At 64.4% G+C, this 21,995-nt stretch carries 10 protein-coding genes; 6 read left to right on the forward strand and 4 right to left on the reverse strand.

The window, feature by feature from the left end; translation table 11 throughout:
- The first annotated feature begins 109 nt into the window (after positions 1 to 109).
- Positions 110 to 1,174 (forward strand): LacI family DNA-binding transcriptional regulator, encoded by a 1,065-nt coding sequence (locus PXH66_RS15930; RefSeq protein ID WP_330930533.1) that lies wholly within the window; start codon positions 110 to 112, stop codon positions 1,172 to 1,174.
- The gene (locus PXH66_RS15935; protein WP_330930534.1) at positions 1,125 to 2,306 is read left to right on the forward strand and encodes a LacI family DNA-binding transcriptional regulator; all 1,182 of its coding nucleotides are present in this window, start codon (positions 1,125 to 1,127) and stop codon (positions 2,304 to 2,306) included. Before PXH66_RS15930 ends, PXH66_RS15935 begins: the two co-directional genes overlap by 50 nt.
- Before the next feature lie 119 nt (positions 2,307 to 2,425).
- Here the strand turns inward: PXH66_RS15935 and PXH66_RS15940 are convergent, their stop codons facing one another.
- Positions 2,426 to 3,841, reverse strand: a complete 1,416-nt coding sequence (locus PXH66_RS15940; RefSeq protein ID WP_330930535.1) for a tetratricopeptide repeat protein — start codon at positions 3,839 to 3,841, stop codon at positions 2,426 to 2,428.
- Between the two features lie 97 nt (positions 3,842 to 3,938).
- On the opposite strand from PXH66_RS15940, the gene PXH66_RS15945 reads away from it, so the two are divergent.
- Both PXH66_RS15945 and PXH66_RS15950 read left to right on the forward strand, forming a co-directional pair.
- Entirely contained in the window at positions 3,939 to 7,661 is a 3,723-nt protein-coding gene (locus PXH66_RS15945) for an FG-GAP-like repeat-containing protein (protein WP_330930536.1), read from the forward strand.
- 113 nt (positions 7,662 to 7,774) lie between these two features.
- On the forward strand, positions 7,775 to 8,512 hold the full coding sequence (locus PXH66_RS15950) for an FKBP-type peptidyl-prolyl cis-trans isomerase (RefSeq protein ID WP_330930537.1): 738 nt from the start codon (positions 7,775 to 7,777) through the stop codon (positions 8,510 to 8,512).
- 151 nt (positions 8,513 to 8,663) lie between these two features.
- On the opposite strand, the gene PXH66_RS15955 is transcribed toward PXH66_RS15950, so the two are convergent.
- Entirely contained in the window at positions 8,664 to 10,454 is a 1,791-nt protein-coding gene (locus PXH66_RS15955) for a hypothetical protein (RefSeq protein WP_330930538.1), read from the reverse strand.
- 171 nt (positions 10,455 to 10,625) lie between these two features.
- Entirely contained in the window at positions 10,626 to 13,064 is a 2,439-nt protein-coding gene (locus tag PXH66_RS15960; protein ID WP_330930539.1) for a TonB-dependent siderophore receptor, read from the reverse strand.
- 304 nt (positions 13,065 to 13,368) lie between these two features.
- Between PXH66_RS15960 and PXH66_RS15965 the strand changes: the two genes are divergently transcribed.
- The gene (locus PXH66_RS15965; protein WP_330930541.1) at positions 13,369 to 15,324 is read left to right on the forward strand and encodes a DUF294 nucleotidyltransferase-like domain-containing protein; all 1,956 of its coding nucleotides are present in this window, start codon (positions 13,369 to 13,371) and stop codon (positions 15,322 to 15,324) included.
- Between the two features lie 11 nt (positions 15,325 to 15,335).
- On the forward strand, positions 15,336 to 16,001 hold the full coding sequence (locus PXH66_RS15970; protein ID WP_330932072.1) for a 3'-5' exonuclease: 666 nt from the start codon (positions 15,336 to 15,338) through the stop codon (positions 15,999 to 16,001).
- Between the two features lie 54 nt (positions 16,002 to 16,055).
- Here the strand turns inward: PXH66_RS15970 and PXH66_RS15975 are convergent, their stop codons facing one another.
- Positions 16,056 to 21,995: a delta-60 repeat domain-containing protein gene (locus tag PXH66_RS15975; protein ID WP_330930543.1), complete on the reverse strand. Its 5,940-nt coding sequence runs from the start codon at positions 21,993 to 21,995 to the stop codon at positions 16,056 to 16,058.

The following is a 21,995-nucleotide window of genomic DNA, read 5'->3' on the forward strand; positions in this document are numbered from 1 at the left end:
ATGAATGATCGCAACAGTTGGCGTGACCCGGCACTCACTCTAACTACTCGGCTCGACTTTCGAAACCCCATCGAGTCTTACCCCTCCCCGCCCCAATCCGTTCCCACTCATGCCCCTTACCCAAGCGCACGCCAAACGGGTGACGATCAAGGACGTTGCCCGCGAAGCCGGCGTCCATTTCACCACCGTCTCGCTGGCCTTGCGCGACCACGGGAGCATTCCCGAAAGAACGCGCGCTCGTATCCGCACCATCGCCGAAAATCTCGGCTATCAGAAGAACGCGGTCTTTTCCGCGCTCACCCAGTTTCACGTCAACGGTTCGACCGCCGCCGCGACCCCGCGCATCGCATTTGTGGCCAATCGCACCTTCAACGATGCGACTTCGTTCCACCCGCATCTACGGTCGTTCTATGACGGGGCCCGGCATCAGGCCGGCGTCCTCGGCTACGAGCTCGAAACCATCATCGTCGCCCAGGATCGCCACGACTCCCGCTCGCTCGAACGCTACCTGCGCAGTCACAATATTTCCGGCATCCTCATCGCCAGTTTCGAACCCGGTTACGATACGCTGTCGTTGAACTGGGACGACTACGCCATTGTGAAGATCGACTCGATGCACATGTCGCCCGAAGCCGTCATCGTGGCCAACGATCACCGGCAGGACATTCGCACCACCTACCGGCAACTGGCCCGGCGCGGTTATCGCCGCATCGGCCTCGCCGTGGGTCGCGCCGACGAGGAGTCGACCCAGCACCGCTTCTCCGCCGGTTACCTCATCGAACGCGGGGAGATGATGCCCGGTGACGAGCATAATATTCCGCCGCTGTTGTTTCCCTTCAACCCCACGCGCGAACAAGCCGTGTCACTCTTACGGAGTTGGGTGAAACACCACCAGCTCGACGCCGTCATTTCCCACCACAGCCACATCGATGAGCTGCTCCACGAGGCCGGTCTGCGCGTGCCCCGCGACATCGCCTGCGCCTGCCTCTGTATTCGCGATGACAATACGCACCTTACCGGGGTGCGTCCCAACAACTACATGATCGGCGTCAAAGCCGTCTCGCAACTCGCCACGCAAATCCGCATCGGCGAACGCGGCATCCCTGAATTCTCTCCCCAAACCTATGTCCGCAGTGAATGGCAAGAAGGCAACTCCGCGCCCGGGGGCAACTAAGGCCGCCGGCCAACCCGCCGCGCGCAAGCGGAAGCGCGACCGTCCGACGATGGCCGACATCGCCGCCCGCATCGGCGTGCACCCCACCACCGTCTCGCTCGCCCTGCGCTCGCACCCCAGTATCCCGCTGGCCACGCGCAAACGCGTTTTGGCCGCCAGCGCCGAGATCGGCTATGTGCGCAACCCCCTCCTGGATGCGTTTAATTTCCACCGCCTCAACAAACGCGCCACCAAGGACGGCACCACCATCGCATTCGTGGTCGATGCCAACACCTCCCCCTACTTTTTCGGCCAGGCCTTTCACCCGCTGGTCTACGCCGGAGCCCGCGCCGCCGCCGAGGCGCACCATCACTCGATCGAAGTGTTTCAGGTCGGCGAGCAGGACCTCTCCCCCAAACGGCTGAACACCATCATCCATTCCCGCGGCATCACCGGCGTGCTGCTGTCGACGTTTACCCTGCAAACCCAGGCGCTCGAACTCGACCTGAACGAACTCGCCGCCGTCAAAATCGAATCCCACCACCTCTGCCCGCACATTGACGTCGTCACCAATGATCAATGTCAGGCGGCCCGCCTCGCCGTGCGTCGACTGCGCGCTCTGGGTTACCGCCGCATCGGTCTCGCCACGGCCCGCGACGACGAATCGCGGCTCGACGACAATTTCGCCACCGGCGTGATCGTCGAACAGGCCGAGATGCCGGAGAGCGAGTGCGTGCCGCCGTTGCATTTCGAACGCACGTCCCTCCCTGAAATCGGCGCCAAGGTAGAGGCGTGGGTCAAGGCCAACGCCGTGGACGTCCTGATCACCAACTGGAAGGAGTTTCTGGGCGAACCGCACAACGCCCAGGAGGGCTCGTGGACCATTCCTTGCACCAGTTTGCGGGTCGGCGAGGACATCGCGTTCGCTTCGCTCGATGTTCCCGTAAACCGCCCGGATGTCGCGGGCATTGTCCAGAATCACCGTCTTGTGGGCATGCGGGCCATGGAGCAACTTTCCGTGCTGGTGCGCACCTTTCATCGCGGACCGCCCGAGGCCCCGTCGGCCACCTATGTCCCCGGCTTTTGGAAGGATGGGACCACCATTAAAACCAAGGTCCGCAGCTCCCACCATCCTTTCGCCCTGACCGCTTGATTCGCCGTAGTCTTTCCATTTCGAACGGACGCGGATCGACACCGGTTCAGCATAACATCTGGGAGATCTGATCCGTGTTTATCTGGGTTCATGCGTGGACAAAAAAACGAAACCGCCTGTCAGCGACGCTCACCAAACCGAGCCGTGAATTCCTGGCGGGCGTTGCGCAACGCATCGGTGGAATTGGGCGCCGCGGCCAAGCGCTCCAGTGCCACCGCCGCCTCCGCTCGTCGGCCGCCTCGCACGTGGAACCGCACCAAAAACTCCAGCAGAGGCGCGAAGTCCGGATCCCGTTCCAACGCGGCCAGCAGCTCCGTCTCCGCCCGCTCCGGCTCGCCCAAGCGAAACCACACCGCGACCAGTTCCAGCGCCGCCGTTTGGTTATAGGGATCGAGCGCCACCGCTCGCTCCAACGGCCCGACCGCCTCCGTCAATCGCTCCTGCTGCACCAGTGCCCGCCCCCATTCATAGTTTAAGCCCGCATCATCGGGACACTGGGCCAGCCCTGCCTCCACCACGCGAAAAACCATGGCCAGATCACGCTGTTCCCGCGCCAGACGAACCCAATCCTGATAAATCTGGGCGTCATTCGGCGCCGCGACCAGTCCCTGCACATACGCGCGTTCTGCCCCGTCCCAATCTTTCGCCTCCTGCAAAACCCGCCCCCACTGCTGCCAGTTTGCCGCCACGTCCGGTTCGAGTTCCGCGGCCCGCTCCAGCAGTTCGCGGGACCATGCCGCATCATCCGTGGCCGCCGCCGCCACCCGCAGACCATACGACGTGAAACAATACGCCAACAACTCCTCCGCCCAGAGATCACGCTCCGCCCGAAACCGGCCGGCCGCCTCCGCCCGCCGACGCATCTCGGCCGCCCGCTTGGTTTCACCCAACACGTCGTCGACCGTCGCCAACAAACTCAATCCGCCCGCAAACATCGGATGTCGGCCGACCACGTCCTCCAGATGTCGCCGCGCGTCCAGCCACCGTTGCTCTTCCACCGCGATGCGCGCCAATCCCAGCAACGCGAACGCATCACCCGGAGCCTCCGCCAACACCGATTCATACACCGCCTTGGCCTGCGTTCCCTTGCCTTGTTTGAGCAACACGTCGGCGAGCTTCCGCCGCGCCAAACCATACTCCGGTGCCACGGTCACCACGTGCCGCAGGAGCGGCTCACTCTCCGCCAACCGCCCCGCCGTGCCAAGCAACTCACTCCAACCATACGCCCAACGCGGGTCCGTGGCATCACGCTCGCACAACACCGCATACACCGTTTCCGCCTCGTCAGTAAAACCGTTGGCGTGATACAGTCGCGCCAGTTCCCCCGCCGCTCGTTTCGCGCCTTCACCTCCCGCCCAGATTTCGCCGATCGCCGCTTCCACCCGCACCGCCAATGCCTCCGGCATCACCGGTTGCACAACGGGCACCGCCGCCCGCCACCCCGTCGCCTGACGATACCACATCACCCCGCCCATCACCAACCCTGCGCCGACCAGAACCGCCGCTAATCTGATTCGCCAGGATGCCGTGCGCATAGACCATCGAAGAACGCCCACCCTGCGCGCTACCGTCAAACGACAACTGCCCCTCTCCCCGTTTACCCCGACTCTTTCGTTTTAGGTTTTCCCGACCATGTTTCCCCATCGCGCCTGCCCCCTTTGGAGCGTGCTGTTCGCCGCCATCGCGACCGCGCAATCGCCCGCCGAGTTCGCCGCCACCCCGTTGGCTCCCCGCTCGCGCGCACCCGACGCGCACGGTCCGATGTTCACCCCGCTCTCCCCGGCTGAGACTGGCATCGACGCGCCCAACGCTTACGACGATCCACTCATGTGGAGTCGGCACTACCGCGAGTTTTCGATCGGCGCCATCGGCACGGGTCTCGCCGCCGGAGACGTCGATGGTGACGGCCGACCCGACTTGTTCATCGTCAATAAGTGCGGCCCCAACCGCCTTTACCGCAACCTCGGTGACTTCCGCTTCGAGGACATCACCGCCACCGCCGGAGTGGCCGGTCCCACCGAACCCGAATACTGGCAACAGGGCGCCGCCTTCGCCGACATCGACAACGACGGCGACCTCGATCTCCACGTCTGCCGGTGGAACGCCCCCAACCTCCTCTACCTCAACGACGGCACCGGCCACTTCACCGAGGAAGCCGCCGCCCGCGGGCTCGCCGTTACCACCGCCTCCTCGCAAATCCATTTCGCCGACATGGACAATGACGGCGACCTCGACGCCTACCTGCAGACCAATCTGCTCAACGGCGAAGCCCGCCCCAACGGCGAACCCGACTTCTTCTTCGCCAACGACGGCACCGGTCACTTCACCGACATCACCGCCGAGATCGGCGTGAGCGGCGACACCCAGGGCCACTCCGCCACGTGGTGGGACTACGACGGCGACGGCTACCTCGATCTCTACGTCGCCAACGACTTCAAGGATCCCGACACCCTCTACCACAACGACTACTTCCTCAACGCCGGCCGACCCGACCCCGCTGAACTCAAACGCCGCAGGGACGCCTCGCGAGCGGAGCGACGCCAACGCCTGGCCGACGGCCTGCCACCGCGCTTCGGACGGCGCCTTGAAAACACCCTGTCCTACGTCGTCCCCCACACCCCGCACTCGTCCATGGGCGCTGACTTCGGCGACCTCGACAACGACGGCCGCATGGACCTTGTCATCGCCGACATGGCCGCCACCTCCCGCGAAAAATCGCAACGCGGCATGGCCAGCATTCGCGCCAACATGCCGGCGATGAACCATCACCCCGGCGTGGCGCCCCAACTCATGCGCAACGCCGTCTACCTCAACCGCCACGACGGTCGCATGCATGAGGTCGCCCACCTCACCGGATTGGCCGCCTCGGACTGGACGTGGACCGTGCGTCTGGAAGACTTCGACAACGACGGCCACACCGACGCCTTCTTCACCAACGGCATGGTGCGGGAACTGCACAACACCGACATCACCTCCCGTATGCAGCGCTCGGAAAGCATGAGCCAGCGCACCCGCATCATGCGCGCCACGCCCCCGCTCGCGGAAGCCAACCTCGCCTTCCGCAACCTCGGCGATCTCGCCTTCGCCGACGTATCCAAAGAATGGGGACTTAATCACCTCGGCGTGTCCTTCGGGGCGGTCACCGCCGACTTCGACGGCGACGGCGACCTCGATCTGGTGTTCTCCAACTACGACGCCCCGGCCACCGTGCTGCGCAACGACAGCGCGACCGGCCATCGTGTCACCATCAGCCTGCGAGGGGGAAAACTGCGGCAGTCATCGGCCAATGCGGTGGCGACCCTGCTCGACACCGGAACATATAGTCCGGGTATGGGCAGCGCCAACGCGCAGGGCATCGGCGCCACGGTCACGATCAGGACATCCGTCGGCTCACAGACCCGCACCCTGATCACGCAGCGCGGTTACCTCTCCTCGCAGCAGCCGCTGCTACACTTCGGTCTCGGCGACGCGACGACGATCGACTCTCTCACCATCAAGTGGGGCCAGGGCGACCCGGACGTTTATACCAATCTGCCGGTCGATCAGCACTTCACGATCACGCAACAAACCCGCCACAGCATGACCATGAGTTACGCGGACGGCCCCACGCTCTTCCACGACTCCGCCCCCGACTTCGGCCTCCAGGTCACCTCCGTCGAAGACAACACCGCGCCTTTCCCACAAGCGACCGAACTGCCTTTCCGCGTCGACCGCTTCGGACCCGGCGTGGCCGTCGGCGACATCAATGGCGACGGCATCGACGACGTGATCGTCGGGGGCACGGTCGGACACCCGGGCGAAGTGCGCAGCTCCATTGCGCCCCGCGAATGGGCGCCGTCCAACTTCACGCTGTTCAGCGGCACCACCGCCACCGCCGACGCCCAGCCCCTGCTCGTCGAAATCAACGGCGACGGTCATCTCGACTTGCTGCTGCCCCAAACCGGCACCGCCCGACCCGCCGGCGACCCGGCCTACCAACCGCACGCGTTTCTCAACGATGGTCTCGGCGGCTTCGATCGTGCGTCGGCCGATCTGCTCCCGTCCTTGCCGCTCAGTGTCGGCGCGGCCGTGGCGGCCGACTTCGATCGCGATGGCCACATGGATGTGTTTCTCGGCGCCCGCCAGATTCCCGGACGCTATCCGCAACCGGCCGACAGTGCGCTGCTGCTCCATCGGGCGGGTCGCTTCATCAACGCCACTGCCACCCACGCTCCCATGCTCGCCGGCATCGGACTCGTGACTTCCGCGCTCGCCACCGATGTCGACGACGACGGCTGGCTCGACCTGTTGCTCGCCCGCGATTGGGGCACGGTGGTGTATCTCCACAACGACGCCGGCCAAGGTTTCACCGATCAATCCGACGCCGCCGGATTCAGCGCCGCCGGTGCGGGTTGGTGGAACTCGCTCGCCGCCGCCGATTTCAACGGCGACGGCCGCATGGACTACGCCGTCGGCAATCTCGGTCTCAACACGCCCTACGTCGCTCCCGTCACCATGCTGCATGGCCCCTTCGCCCCCGACGGCACCGACCTGCTGATCGAAACCGTGTCGGAAGGCGGACAACTCTACCCCCGTCGTTCGCTCACCGTGCTGGGCGCGCAGATTCCAGCTCTCAAACGACAGTTCCGCCATCACGACGATTACGCCGTCACCCCGCTCACCGATATGCTCGACGCAGCCACCTTGGCGGCCGCCACGCGCTTCACCGCCACGGAGCTGCGCAGCGGGGTGTTTTTGAGCCAGGCCGACGGCACGCACGAGTTCCGAGCCTTGCCACGCTTCGCGCAGATTGCGCCGACCTACGGACTCGTCACCGCCGACTTCAACGGCGACACCTTCACCGATCTCGCCGGAGGGCAAAACCTCTACAACGTTCGCCCGGAAACCGGACGCTTTGACGGCGGCCTGGGCTTCATTCTCCACGGTGACGGCCAAGGTGGATTCACTGTCGAAGAACAGAATCAACCCACCATCCCGCACGACGCCAAGGGCCTCGCCTTGATCGACCTCCACCGTTTTGGTCGGCCGCAACTCTATGTCACCCGCAACAACGACAGCACCATGGCGATCAACGCCGGTTATCGGCAAGGCATGGGCGTCCAACTCCTCGGTCCGCCCGCCAACCCCACCGGCGTGGGCACGCGCATCACGGTCGTCTACGCCGATGATCACCGGACCATGAGCGAAGTCGCGGCCGGCGGCGGCCATCGCAGCCAGTCCACCGCCACGGCGTTCCTGAGCTACGATGCCGAAACTCCGCCACGCGAGATCATCTTTCGTTGGCCCAACGGCACCTCCAACACCTTGCCTTGGCCCACCGAACCACCCCGCATTCTAAAAGTCCGCATCCCCTGATGCTCGGATGATGGTAACCACGAAATACACGAACCACACGAAAGAGCTCAGACCGACGGACGGCTTTCGTGTTTTTTGGTTAAAAAAAGCCGCTTAGGCTCCGCTATCTTTTCATGAAACCCCTCTACCTTGTCGCTGCCATCGCGGTCATTTCCGTGGTCATCAACATCGGTGTGCTACTGCGCCCGAAACCGGTTGATAAACCGCACCCCGTCGCGGCACCGCCAGCTGCCCCCGCCCCGACCGTGCCCACCGGTCCGCTCAACGCCTACGCGGCGCTCGGCTCCTACGTCGCCGCCAGCAACCGTATCCCGGACCTCGATTGGAACGATGCCCAATTCAACGCCTTCGCCGCCGGGTTGCGCTCCTGTTACGAAGGCCGACCCGTGCCGTTCAATGATGCCGCCGAACGGTTGCGCGAGGAGATCAATACCAAGGTTCAGGCCATCCTCGGCGAAACCGGCACCGGCGACGATCCGCTGGGCCTTTACTTCGCCAAACTACGGGCCGAGGAAAACGTGCAACGCACCGACTCCGGTCTGCACTACCGACTGACCGAACCAGGTCACGGCGACGCGCCTGCGACCGATGCCACCGTCCTGATCAGCTACGCCGGACGCCTGCCGACCGGCGAATCGCTCCAAACATTTCAAGCCACGCGGTTGAAAGTAAAGTTGTCCGATGTGCTGCCGGGACTACGCGAGGGCATCACGCTCATGCGTCCCGCCGGCAAAGCCCTGCTTTACCTGCCCCCCGACCTATCGTTTGCCAACGGCAACTGGCCGGCCGAAATTCCCCGCGGTGCCCCGATCATCCTGTTCGTGGAACTTCACTACGTGTCGGCGGAGTGAAGCAGGGAAAAGTGGGCCCCGCCCGCGGTGACGTCTACGGCTGAGTGGGCGTGTTCATCGCGCGCGAGCGCGCTCCTACCCAGGGTTCCGCGCGGGTTCAACGCATGCACGGTGTGGCTTGGTAGGAGCGGGCTGGCGCGCGATGCTTCGTCTACAATGGCTCCGACAATCCGGGGTAATTGGGCTCAAGGGCGCGCACTTTGGCAAACGTGGCAGTCGCGGCGGCGGTGTCGCCCGTCGCTTCCTGAGCCAGTCCGAGCGCCATCAGCGTATCCACATCATCGTCGATCCACGCTGCCGCGGCTTCGAGCATCGGCAACGCCTCCGCCGCCGCCCCGCGCGCGACCAGCATGGCACCAGTATTGCGCTGGAGGACCCAATCGCCGGGTGCGAGTTGCAGTGATCGCGCCGCCCCCAGGCGCAGGGCGTCGAGCGTCGAGGGACGGTCGAGCAGAGCCTGCCCCCGCGTCGCCCGTTCGGACCACGCGAAGAGACGCTGCGCGTTGTCAGACTGCCCGGTGAAGGGAGCCCGACCAAACCGACTGACCAGTTCGAGCGCGATCATGGTTTGTTCGTGCGCGTTGTAGCCGAGCCGACGCCGCGCTTCGCTCTCCGAAAACGGTGCCCCCTGAAAGCGCGAGACCCACCCGCGCTCAACCAGATCGGCACCGATGCGGGGAAAGAGTTCCCGGGCCGCCAGATAGGTGCCGTGAAAATTGAGATGCACGTGCTCGTAAAGCAGATCGTCGCCGGGAATGCCCTGGGGCGAGGTTCGCGCCAGCGCGGCGGCCAGGTCGACGAGTCCACCTTGCGCGGCAAATTCATTCCCCACCTGGCGCACGATTTCGTTGAGCGCCCCATCGGCGCGAAACCGCAGCGTATCCAACTCCAGGGCACGCCGCAGCCAGCGGGTCGCGTCCCGCGGATCACTGCGTTGCAAGGCGAGGCGGCCGAGGCGGAAGGCGAGCTCGGCGTGCTGGTCGTCTATCGCCCAGGCCGCCCGGTAGAGCCGGTCGGCGGTGCGGAGGTCACCGGTGGCGAGCGCGGCATCGGCCTGCGCATAATGCGTTTCCCATGCTGCGGTATCCGCGGCGGTGAGGTCGGATCGGTGCCGCGGCATGAACGGGGCGAAGTCGCGCTGGTTGGTGAGCACGGTGCAGAACAGCACGGTCGCCCCCGCCTCCCGCGCGGAGCCACCGATCGCGCGCAGGTTGGCGGCGAAATGCGCGCGCACGGCATCGAGTCGCGGGTCGGATTCCGCGATCTGCTGCGCGATGAACATTTCCATGCCGCGCCAACTTTCGTCGTCCTCCGGTGATTTATCCACCACCCCACTCAACCATTGGCCGGTGCGCGAGCGCTGCCAGGTGTCGGCGGCCCTCACGGCCAGCGGGCCGCGCTGGAAACGGGAAAACACACCGGTCGGCCCAAAGGGTCCGATGACCTCGTTGTGTCCCTCATAGACGATGAAGAGATCGGGATCGAGTCGCGCGGCGTCGGCCGCGATGCCACGGACCACGTGGGAGTTGATCGCCGTGATGGCGGCATTGACGACCTCGAATCGAATTTCCGGATACGCCGCGGTCAGCATGGAATCCAACACGCGCGCGAGGGAAAACGACGGCTCGGGATCGCCCATGGCGGCCGAACTGCCGAGCACGAAGATGCGGTAGGTTTCGGACGCCTTTTCGCGGGGCAGTCGCAGGGGCCAGGGACGACGCACGCGATGCTCGCCGAAGTAAGGCGCGGTCGCCCAGCGGTTCTCCCGCCATACCGGTTCATCGGTCGCCGTGACGGCCGCCCGTGTGAAATGCGGCGAGTGCCCTACTCCCCCAACGTGCAGACCGAGTTCGAGCCCGCCTAGTCCCAGCGCCAGCAGTCCCATCGTGGCGATGGCGGCGTAACACAGTTTGCGTGGAGTCGAAAGCGGAGGCCGGGACATGGAAGGAGTCACGATTCAGGATTCAGCGAACCGGGTCGACACTTGCTTTGCCGGATCGTGGCCCGCCGAGGGCGGTCCGGTCACGAAAAGAGGGCGGACCAATTGGTCCGCCCTCAGTCATCAAACTACAGTCCCGGCCCTCTGCTGGGCCGGGTCTGATTTTACCCAAACTTAGAACTCCAAGCCCCAAGTCAGACTGAAGCGCATTTTGGTCGGGATTTCGTAGCGCTTGGTGGCGATCGTCGCGGCGGAGCCGGTGGCCTGCCACCCGAAGAACTCTTCCTGCCGGGTGATGTTTTTCACGTTGAGCTGCAGGGTCGAATCGTAGTCGAAGAACTTGAAGCTGTAACCGGCGAAGACCTCGGCGCGCAGCGTGCTCGGGTTGAAACGAGCGGCACCGCCGGGACCATTGTAGTCCTGCAGCGCGCCATCGGCCCGGTGCACGCCGAGCCCCATCCACAAGCCGTCGAAGGTGCCGTCGAGGATGGAGTAGCGGGTGAGGATCGAGAACTGGCTGTCGACGTGACCGGAGGTCGACTGACCGATGGTCGCAGTGTTGATCGCCTCGACCACTTCCTGGTCGTTGTTGGCGTAGCTGAACAGGATCTGCCAGTTACGGTTGGGCTGGTAGATGAGGTCGAGCTCGTAGCCGGTCGACTCCTGTTTGGCACCGGGGACGTTGTCGCCGAGGAGGTCACCCCGGGTCTGGCCGGGGAACGCCACGGCGCGCTCGGCCGCGGTCATCGCATCCCAGCGGGAGGTGTTCAAATTTTCGGCGGTGCCATCAACCTGGAACCCACCGGTCTGGTTGATCTGGTAGAGGCTGACGGTGCCGGAGAGCTTGCCCTCCATGAGCTCGGTTTTGATGCCGATTTCCTGGCCCTTGCCTACCTGCGGCGGCATTTGCGTGCCGAAGGAATCCTTGGTCGTCTCGGGGAACAGCGAGGAACTGGTCACCGCGTAGATCGAAATCTCATCGGTGATGTCATACATCGCGCCGACCATGGGGGAGGTCTTGGATTGGTCGGTCTCGGCGGGCACCGCGGCCTGACCATTGGCCCACTGGAGCAGGTTCAGGTTGGTGCGGTTAACCGAGGCGTTGATCTTGAGACGGTTGTCCAGCGCCGCCATCTGCCAGGAGGCAAAGTAGTAGTCGTTGGAGTTGGTCTCGTGCGTGTAACCATTGCCATCGGTGATGGGTTGCACGTCGGTGGGCGGCGCGTAGGACGGATTGATCGCGATGCCCTGCTGAATGGGGAATTCGCGCGTCTGCTTGTTCGCGCTGTTGGCCTGCGTGTGGGAGCGGGAACGGAAGTGTTCGCCCCAGACGTTGGCGCCAAAGGTGAAGGTGTTTTGCACGCTGTCGAAATCGAGTTTGTAGACCCCCGTGACACCGTAGGCGTGCATGTTGTTGGCCCAGTCGCGGTAGCTGTAACCCATCTGAATGGAGTCATCGGCCGTGCCGGGGAGGTTGTCGGCTCCGAAGAGCCAACCGCCGCCGGCTTCCCAGGAATCGGCGCCGCCGGAGCCATTGGCATCCCAGCCGTCGCCATCGATTTGCTTGCGGGCGGAGTATTGCAGGTAGGCGGAAAGCACGAGGTTTTCACCGACGGCCTGGGTGACCTTGCCCCGGTAGAGTTTGGTGTCGAGCGAGCGCATGTTGACGCCGTCGGACCAGTTCCACTCGTAGGAAATCTCCGGGAAGAACTCCTGCAACGGGATCGAGGTCTGGTTGCCCAAGGCGTTGCCGGCCGCGTCGACCTCACCGGTGGCGAAGTAGCTCAGTCCGTTGGGCTTTTCGCGGTAGCCGCGCTCGGCGAGAAACTCGATCTGGGTGGTGGGGGTGGGCTGCCAGGCAAGTTGCGCCTGCGTGTATTTGATCGAACCCTCGGAGTGCGCCCGCTCGTCCTTGGAGGTGGTGTGGGCGGCATTGAAACGCACGCCAAATTTGCCTCCACCGACTTCACCGGAGTAGTTGGCGTCGATGGTGGCGCGGTTCTCCCCAAAGCTGGCGGCGGTGAGACGCACGTCGGTGAAGTTCTCCGAGAAATCCACCTGCTTGGTGATGTTGTTCATGATGCCACCGGGATAGGCCAGGCCGTAGAGCGGCGCCGCCGGGCCCTTGATGACCTCGACGCGGGCGAGCCCCTGCGTGTCGATCGGATCGTATTCGCGAAGACCGTCCCGAATGCCCCAGTTTTGGATGAAGCCGCGGAAGATGAAGTTGTTGTAGGCCTGCTGAATCGCGTTGGAGGAGCGATGATCGGCCCCTCCATTGACGAGCGACGCGTTGTAGGCCTCCAAGTCGGTTTGGTTGGTGATGAGCAGATCCTCATAGAGATCCTGCGTGAAGACCTGGATGTTCAGGGGAACGTCCTTGATTGGGGTGTTGGAGCGGGTCGCGGCGATCGAGTTGGTGGCGCGATAGCCGGAGCCTTTCTCGGACTCGACGGTGAAGGCCGAGAGGGTGACGACGTCCTCGGCATTCTCGTCGGAGTTGGTCGCGGTTTGAGCCGTGACCGTATTCGCCGTGAGCGCGAGAGCGACTGTCGCCGTGGTGGTCAGCAGCGCTCGGCGTCGAGCGAAGGTTGGGTTTCTTGTGTGCATCATGGTGTTACGGTTGGAACTGCACTCACACCCGGTGCGACCGATCGGCCGTAGCGAGGCGACTGCAGCAAAGGCTGGGGGGTGGGCTTGGGGAGGGGGCAACAGGCATCGCGGTCCAAGAGCCTGTGAACTTCTGCAAGAGAGGGTATCCGCGACGGTTCCGGTTTGCGCCCCGGGCTCCCTCTAGCCAATCGCTCCGAAACTCTGTCGTTAGAGTGTTGAGCGCGGCGCGATCGCCATCTGCAGCCACCCGTTTACCCAACGCCTTGCCCTGTCACCGCAAGTGCGTCTGGATCGCTTCCCACGCATGGACGAGACCAACCTTATTCCCGATCGCATCGCCACCACGTTGCGGCGTTTCCCGCCGTTTTCCATGCTGCCAGCCGAGTCCATCGATGAACTCGCGGACAAAGCCCAGGTGCGGGTTTTGGTCGCGGGCGAAAAGGTGTGGTCGCAGGGCGACCCCCCCGGCACCGAGCTTTACGTGCTGGTGCGTGGTCGGGTGGAATATCTCATCATCACCGACGGGCAGGCGGAACTCGTCGCCGTGCGGGACGAGGGCGATCTGCTCGGCCTCACGCCGTTGTTGCGCAGTCAACCCGCCCGCACCACCGCCAAGGTCGTCGAGGACACCGTGCTCTACGGCCTGCCCTGGCAGCGCTTGCAGCGGCTCCTCGCGGAACACGACGATGCGCGCCATTATGTGAACCGTCATTTGTTTTGGACGTCACGGCTCGGCGGCGAGACGGAGACGATGCCGGGCCCTGAGGATAATGCCATCAGCGGTCGCGCTAAAAACATCCTGCAAGCGCATCTCGCCGGCGGCAAAGTCATCCAACCCCGCGCCATCGAACGCCTGCTGACTTGTTCACCCGACACCCCCATCCGGGATGCCGCCCGCATCATGGCGCAACGTCGCGTGCCTTCAGTCCTGGTGGTCGACGATGAGCGCCGTCCTCTCGGCATCGTGACCCAGAGCGCCCTGGTCAAACAGGTCGTGGCGGGGGAAATGCCGCGCGACGCCCCCGTCGAGGGGTTGATGGCAAGCCCGGTCATCACGGTGTCGTCACTGTCCTCCGCGACCGCCGCGATTCTGCTCATGCTGCGCGAACGCATTGGCCAGGTGTGCGTGACCGAGGACGGCACGACCGACACCGCCGCGCTCGACGTGTTCACCAACAAGGACCTGCTCGCGCAAAGCGGACACCATCCGGCCGGATTGTTGCGCGAGTTTCGCCACGCCCGCACCGTCGGCCGACTGCGTGAACTGTGCGACGAGGTCGAGGAGTTCACCGAGAGTTATCTCGATGCCGGGGTGTCGGCCATTTTCCTCGGTCAAATCTGCGCCGAACTCTACGACGAGCTGATCCAGCGGCTGCTGGAAATGGCGGTGGCCGAGATGACCGCCGCCGGCACCGCCCTGCCGGCCGTGGGATGGGCGTGGTTGTCGGTGGGCAGCGACGGTCGGCGCGAACAAACCCTGCGCACGGACATGGACAATGCGTTGGTCTTCGCCGACACCGACGATCCCGCGCAAAACTCCGCCCATCGCACCGTGTTTCTCGATCTGGCCGAACGCGTGGTCACCAAAATGGTCGAGTGCGGCTTCTCCCGCTGCCAAGGTGGGGTGATGGCGTCGAACCCCCGCTGGTGTCGCACCGCCACCGAATGGAAGGCGGAGATCACCACGATCGGCACCAGCACCGAACCCGAGGAACTGTTTCGCGGCATTGTGCTCTACGACCTGCGCTACATCGCGGGCGACGCCGCCCTGGTGCGACCGCTCCGCCAAGCCATCATCGACTCCGTGCGCGGCAATGCGTGGCTGCAACGCCGCCTCGCCGAGCTGGTGTGCGAGACCCCGCCGCCCCTCAATTTCTGGGGCAATTTCGTCGTGGAAAAGAAGGGCGACCGCGCCGGCGAGTTCGACCTCAAGGGACGGGCGCTCGCCCCGCTCCGCGACGCCGCTCGTTTGCTCGCCTTGAAGAACAATCAGCTGCGCCGCTACTCCACCGGCGGTCGCTGGGAGGATCTGCGCCGCAACGTGCCCAAACTCGCCGAGTTGGCCAAAGTCGCCCGCGAGGCCTACGACGTGTTGCTTACCTTGCGACTCACCACTGCGATCGCTCGCCACGATTCCGGACGCTTCGTCGACCCCTCCAAACTCACCAAACTGGAGAAGGCCCGACTCGCCCACGCCTTCGACGTCGTGCGTCTCGTGCAAACCCACGTGCGCCTGGCCTTCAGCCTGGACAACCGCTGATGTGGGACTGGTTGCGCAAATCCGCCTGGCCGCCCCACGTGGTCGCCTATCGCGAGCAAACCCCCCGTCGCGTCGACCCGAAACGTCCGTGGTCCGAACTGGCTTTCGTCTCGCTCGACGCCGAGACCACGGGGTTTGATCCCGAAAAGGACCGGCTGCTGAGCATCGGCCTCGTGCCCGTCGCCGACGGCCGCATCGACGTGGCCGGTCGGCGCAACTGGCTCGTGCGCCAGACCGACGTGCCCAACAACGAGGCGGTCAAAATTCACGGGATCGCGCCCGGCGAGTCCGCCCTCGGTCAACCCGAGACCGAAGTGCTCACCGAACTGCTCGCCGCGCTCACCGGCAAGATCATCGTGGGCCATCACATCGGGTTCGACGCCGCCATGATCGGCACCGCCACCCGTCGTGCCTTTGGCTCCCGATTGCGTAACCCTTTGTTGGATACCGCGGCGCTCACCAGCCGCCATGTGGACGCCTTCCACAAGACCGGCTACGTCAACCAGAAGCCCCCGGGGCTCGACGAAATCTGCTCTCACGCCGGACTGCCCATCGTCGGTCGTCACACCGCCACCGGCGACGCCTTCACCACCGCCCAACTCTTCCTCTGGTTGTGCGGCCGCATCCGCGTTCGCCATGGTCGCGAACTGCGCGCGGGCGACTTGTTCAAAGCCTGACTCATGGCGTGGCGACGGGGGCCCGCCCCCACCGCCACGCTCTTCCCGGGTTCGCTAGGGTGATACCGTGTAGATCTCGATGAGACCGCGCTGCGGGGCATCGTCCTTGGTCCCCAGCATCACCGTGTAAACGCCCGGTGCGAGGTCGATCAACACAGCGGCATCCGCACTGCCTTCCGCGAATGCAAAGGCCCCAACCGCCCCGGCGCTCGCAGCCACCGCCGCGGGCGAGGCACCGCCAGCGACGGGCGTTGCCCAATCATCGTTGCGCGCCAGGACTTGGCCGGTCACATCGCGCACGTCGATCGTCACGTCATCGCTGGCGTCCGCCACTCCCAAGTCGAGCAGGGCCGGTCCGGCTCCGCGAATAAGCACGCGCTGGGGCGCGGAGCCCTCCACCACAAACCCGACCACAAACGCTTCGGCCCCCGCCCCGATCCGCCCCAAAGTCGACAGGTTCGAGAGATGATCGGTCACCCGCACGGAACCGAGATCGTAGACCTCGGCCAACACTGTCCCGCCTTCATCCCGACGGTCGGACAGCGCGAGTGTGTAGGTTCCCGGAGCCAAAACCGGCGTGATCACGGCATCCGCGCTGCCCCCCGGCAGGGCAAACGCTCCTGCCTGCGCAAACAGATTGCGGGTTGCCGACGTGCCGTTCCACCCCGAGTTGGTCGCGAGAGTCGCCCCGGTGTGATCATGCAGACTCAGCTCCGGATACCGCATCGCCCCTCCGTCGAGAAACGCCACCAAACCGGGACCAATTCCACGCAACAACAGTTGTCTTGGACTCGTGCCTTCGACGACAAAGCCCACGGTGAGCGTGTCCTCGCCCGTCAGCGCCACGCGGGTCGACACATTGGTGAGTCGACTCGTCAACACGTCGATTTCGTCGTCACCCTCGCCGGGATTGCCCGCCCCGGTATCATCACCCGAGACGACCCGGCCTCCGCTCACCACAATGCCCTCGCCGCCCGGCAGCCAGTCGCCGAGATCACCGTCAATGACGCCAAACCGACTCGGCAAAGTCGAACCGTAGCCGTAGCCCGACGACCGCGTGCCCTGGAACAAGCGTTGATACTCGCGCACCGAGCCGGACGCCCACCGCGTGCCCGACGTGATCATGCGGACCCGCAGGTAGTAGTCGCGCCCAACCGGCAACGCGGCCCCTGACCAACGCCATGTATCATAACTTCCGTTACGGGTGGCCAGACCTCGTTCGATCCATTCCTCGCCATCGAGTGAAACCGCGATCTTCACCGCCGCCGGGGTCGCCGCCGCTCCGGTTTGCACCCACGTCAATCCACGACCGTCCTCATCCACGAGCAGGGTCTGCCCGAAACTGGAAGCGATGCTGGTGCGGCCGAGCAGAGAACGGGAGACTTCGCCCAAACGGGTAAAACTGCCGCCCGCGACCAAACGTCCTTCGCGGTCGATGGCCAGGGCGTAGACGGTTCCATTGGTGCCGGACTCACCCGCCGCATAGAGCGCGCCGTTCAAGTCGAGCGTGGCCACCCGCGGACTCGCCGCACCGTTCACGCTCCCGAAGGCGCCTCCGATCGTCACGCGTCCATCGGCGCGCACCGCCACGGCGTGAACCGCGCCGTCAATTGTCGGAGCAAATTCCGCGTCCAACGCCCCCGTCGCGGAGACCACCGCCAGGTGGGTGCGCGCCAGGCCATTGACGGCTGAAAGCTCCCCGGCAACGACCACCCGACCGTCCGGCAGCACCGCCAGCGACTGCACGGCTCCCATCACCGTCGGCGTCCAGTCCGGATCCAGCGAGCCATCGCTCCACAACCGGGCCAGCCCTGCTCGCGGCTGGCCATCGACGGTCGTGAAATCGCCTCCGATCAAGACGCCGCCATTTTGGTCAATGGCGACGGCGCGCACCGCGCCGTCGACCACCGGCGCAAAGTCCGCATCGAGCGAACCGTCCTGTTCCAAACGGGCAATGCGCGCACGCGTTTGCCCAAACAAGGTGGTGAACGCCCCCGCCACGATCATGCGGTCGTCCGGCGTCCCCACCAACGCATGCACGTCACCATCGGGGGTCGGCGCATAGTTGCCATCGGGACTGCCGTCGGACTGCACTCGACCGAGCCGTGGGATGGCCAAATCATTCAAGGTGTCGAACGCTCCCCCCACATAGAGCACCGCTTCCAAACCGAGGGACTCGAAGTCACCGCCGAGCAGGATCGAGTCATCCGCCAGCTCGATCATCATGTAGACTTCGTCGTCGGGATTGGGGTTGAAACGCGCATCAACCGAGCCATCGACGTTCACGCGCGCCACGCCGCGGCGAGCGATGCCATACTCCGCCGCGTCGGGAAAAAACGCGCCGAAATCACCGCGCACCAACAGGGCGCCATCCGCCTGCAGCGCGATTTCCCGGACGGTCGCATTGGGCGTCGGGTTAAAATCCAAATCCAGCGAGCCATCGACGTTGAGCCGCGCGAGATAATAAACATCCGAATCTTCGTCGGCGATGTCGTTGCCGTCGTCATCGGTGTCGCCGTCGCCGTCATCATCGTCGTCCTGAAAGTCGCTCAGGTTGTCGAAACCGGTAAACGCGCCGGCGACCAGAAGTTTGCCGTCGGCCTGCAGTTCGAGGTCCCACACCGTGCCGTTGGGCGAAGGATCGAAATCCTCGACCAGCAGTCCTTCCGCCGTCAGCCGGGCCAGTCCATTGCGCACCGTGGAGGTGTCGGAAATCGTCAGGTAGGTGAACTCGCCGCCAATCGAAATTTCCCCGCTGGGGTGCACCTGGATGGAGCCGACATAACCATTGAGCACCGGCACGAAACTCTTGTCCAATGTTCCATCGGTGTTGAGCCGGGCAAGATAACGCTGGGCGGTGTCATCATCGGTGGCTTCGTCGCCGTCGTCGTCATCCTCCTCCCCGTCGTCGACGTCGAAGTATTGGAAACTGCCGCCGATGAGGATTTTCCCGTCTTCCTGCAATGCGACGGTTGAAATCGACGACTGCGGCACCGCCTTAAACGTGGTGTCCACCGAACCGTCGGGCCAAAGGCGCGCGATGTAATTCTCCTCCACGCCATCCACGTCATCAAACGACCCCACGATGATGATGCGACCATCCGGCTGCAGCGCGATTTCAGTCACGGTGGAGTTGGGGTTGGGCCGGAAATCAGGATCGAAGGTTCCGTCCACGCGGAGTCGCACCAGGTTGGACCCCGAGGTATTGGCGGTGTTTGTAAAATAGCCCCCGAGCAGGACGGAGCCATCACTCTCGCGCGCCGCCGACTGCACCCGTCCGGAAAGCGCGCTGAGGTGTGCGTAGTTCGCCCCGGCAAAATCGAGGCCGTCCGCCGCCATCCATGCGACCGGTGAACGCAGTGTGTCCCAGATGCCACTCGGCACCCGGTCGATCAAGGTGTGGACCGCCCCGTCCGCCCGCAACGCGAACGAGCCGTCAATCGATCCCTGCGCCGTGAATCGCAGCACGTTTTCCCACGAGCTGCCGGCAAGACCATCGAACCGGCCGCCCGCCAGAATTTGGCCGCTGCGTTGCACCGTCAGCGCCCCGATGTAGCGATCAGGGTCAACGTCAGCGCGGGTGTTCCACGCGATGTCCACCCCCGACTCCGTTCCGTAAACGACCACCGGCGGTTCGGTGCGCACCGATCGATCATCGTCGCTGTAAATCGCGCCAAAGGTTCCGAGCACCAGCACACGGCCATCCCTCAGGGTGAGCAACGACTCCACCGAACCGTTGGTTTGCCAGACCGTGCCGTCATCGCGAGTGCCGTCAGGGTTGAGTCGCAGGAGATAGGCCGCCACGGTTTCCTCCTCCGTATCGAGATCGACGAACCGGGTGAACGCGCCGCCGACCAGAATATCGCCGTCGGCGAGGACCTGCATCGCCAACACCGAATCGTCAACCGCCGGTCGAAACGCCAGATCGAGCGAGCCGTCCGCATGGAGCCGGGCCAGCCGCAGCCGATCCGCATCGTCGTTGGTGATATCGTCCTCGTCGTCATCGTCACCTTCTTCGTCGTCGAGCTCGAGCAACGTGAAATCACCGCCGATGAGAATATCTCCGTTGTCCTCCACCACGATGGAGCGCACGACCCCGTTGGGCAGCGGTCCGAAATCCTTATCCACTTTTCCATCCACCAGCACCCGGGCAAGTGCACTGAAGGTTTCCGTGCCCACTCCGGAAAAGCTGCCGCCAATGAGCGTCTTGCCATCGGGCTGACGCGCCATCGCCGCGATCGCGCCGTCCGTGATTGGTTGCCACGATTCATCCACATATCCCGCCGCCGTGATTCTCGCGAGGTAGGCCTGGCCCACCCCCTCATAGTCGTCGGGCGAGGTGTCGGCATCGTAATCGGGAGTGAAACCCGTAAAACTACCGCCGACGGTGATGCTGCCGTCATCCTCCAACAACATCGTGCTCACCGGACCATTGGGCTGGGGATCATAGGACTCGTCCCGCGTGCCATCCGCATTCAACCGTGCCAGGTAGTAATAGTCCTCGTCGTTGAGCGAGATGAAGTTGCCGCCGATGACGATCTTGCCGTCGGCCTGTTCCACCATCGTTTGCACCGCGCCGTTGATCTCGGGCGCAAAGGATTCATCCAGGACGCCGTCCGCCGAAATCAACGCCAGATTGGTGCGCGTCGCGCCGCCGAAATTGATGAACGATCCCGCCAGCAGGATGGATCCGTCCGCCCTTTCCAGCGCCTCCACCAACGCCGCCGATGATCCCGGGGAAAACGCCGCTTCGACGCGGCCGTTCTCGTGCATGCGCACGCCGAACAATCGCGTCACCACCGTGCCCGTGATCGTATCCGACACCGTGGTGAACAGGCCGCCGACGACCACCGCCCCGTCTTCCTGCAGCGCGATACTCTTGACCGTCGCACTGGGCGTGGCCCCGAAACTCGTATCCACTTCTCCGGCACGGTTCAAGCGGGCCAGACGCGGCGCGGAGGTCAGGGACTGGGAAACAAACGGCAGAAAGCTGTTGAAATCGCCGCCCACCAAAATTGATCCGGTATGTTCCACCGCCAGCGCCGTGACCCGGGCGCTGGGACGCGGATGAAAATCGCGATCGCGTCGGCCGTCGGGTCGAACCCGGGCCAGAAAGAGTTGGGTAACATCAAGCAAATCGTCCGCCCCGCGCATGGTGATGAAATCACCGCCGACCAACAGCGCTCCGTCGACTTCGACGGCGAGCGCGGTGACGAGATTGTCAAAACTCACCGCAAAAGTGGCATCAAAATCGCCGGCCGCATCGAACCGCGCCAACCGCCCGGCCGCGTGGCCGCCCACGGTCGTGAATGCACCTCCGGCCAGGAAGCCGCCGTCGGTGTTCGCCGCGAGAACCCGCACTTCGTTGTTAAGCTCCGGTTGAAAGTCATCCACCAGCGAGCCGTCCGCATGCAGCCGCGCCAGATAAGGTCGCGCCACCGCGGCATCGTCCGCCGACGTCTGCACCGTGCGGAACGTGCCCCCGACCACCATGGTGCCGTCGGCCAGCACCGCGATCGCGGCCACGGCATCGCGCCCCGCATTTTCCCCGTCGAACTGGGCGGCAAAGTCGCGATCCACCACCCCCTCCGGGTTCAAACGTGCCAGGCCGTGACGCTCGATCAACTCGTCGCCGTCGAGGACGTATGCAAAGCCGCCACCCACCAACAGATTGCCGTCCGCATCCAGAGCCAGCGCCTTGACCGGGCCGGAAAATATGGGGGCAAAGGTGGTATCGATGGAACCGTCGCCGTGAAAGCGCACCAGTCGCCCCCGGAGAGCGGGCGAACCGACGTTGCCGGGGTGTAAACCCGTAAAGGCTCCGCCCATGATGATCTTGCCATCGGGCTGCACCAGCACGGCGTTTACGATGCCATTAAAATTGGGATCGAACGCCTCGGGTTTGGGCGTGACCGCGCCAGCACCGGTCGAAATTAAAAGAGCGACGACGGCACACCGGGCCGACCACCGCAGGGACAGGAAAAATCGTTTCAT

The organism is Synoicihabitans lomoniglobus (assembly GCF_029023725.1).
In the GTDB taxonomy this organism is placed as follows: Bacteria; Verrucomicrobiota; Verrucomicrobiia; order Opitutales; family Opitutaceae; genus Actomonas; species Actomonas lomonigloba.

Coding starts and splice junctions, on each gene's coding strand:
- PXH66_RS15965 (WP_330930541.1), top strand. CDS start 13,369: ATGGACGAGACCAACCTTATTCCCGATCGCATCGCCACCACGTTGCGG.
- PXH66_RS15950 (WP_330930537.1), top strand. CDS start 7,775: ATGAAACCCCTCTACCTTGTCGCTGCCATCGCGGTCATTTCCGTGGTC.
- PXH66_RS15930 (WP_330930533.1), top strand. CDS start 110: ATGCCCCTTACCCAAGCGCACGCCAAACGGGTGACGATCAAGGACGTT.
- PXH66_RS15935 (WP_330930534.1), top strand. CDS start 1,125: ATGTCCGCAGTGAATGGCAAGAAGGCAACTCCGCGCCCGGGGGCAACT.
- PXH66_RS15955 (WP_330930538.1), bottom strand. CDS start 10,454: ATGTCCCGGCCTCCGCTTTCGACTCCACGCAAACTGTGTTACGCCGCC.
- PXH66_RS15975 (WP_330930543.1), bottom strand. CDS start 21,995: ATGAAACGATTTTTCCTGTCCCTGCGGTGGTCGGCCCGGTGTGCCGTC.
- PXH66_RS15940 (WP_330930535.1), bottom strand. CDS start 3,841: ATGCGCACGGCATCCTGGCGAATCAGATTAGCGGCGGTTCTGGTCGGC.
- PXH66_RS15960 (WP_330930539.1), bottom strand. CDS start 13,064: ATGATGCACACAAGAAACCCAACCTTCGCTCGACGCCGAGCGCTGCTG.
- PXH66_RS15945 (WP_330930536.1), top strand. CDS start 3,939: ATGTTTCCCCATCGCGCCTGCCCCCTTTGGAGCGTGCTGTTCGCCGCC.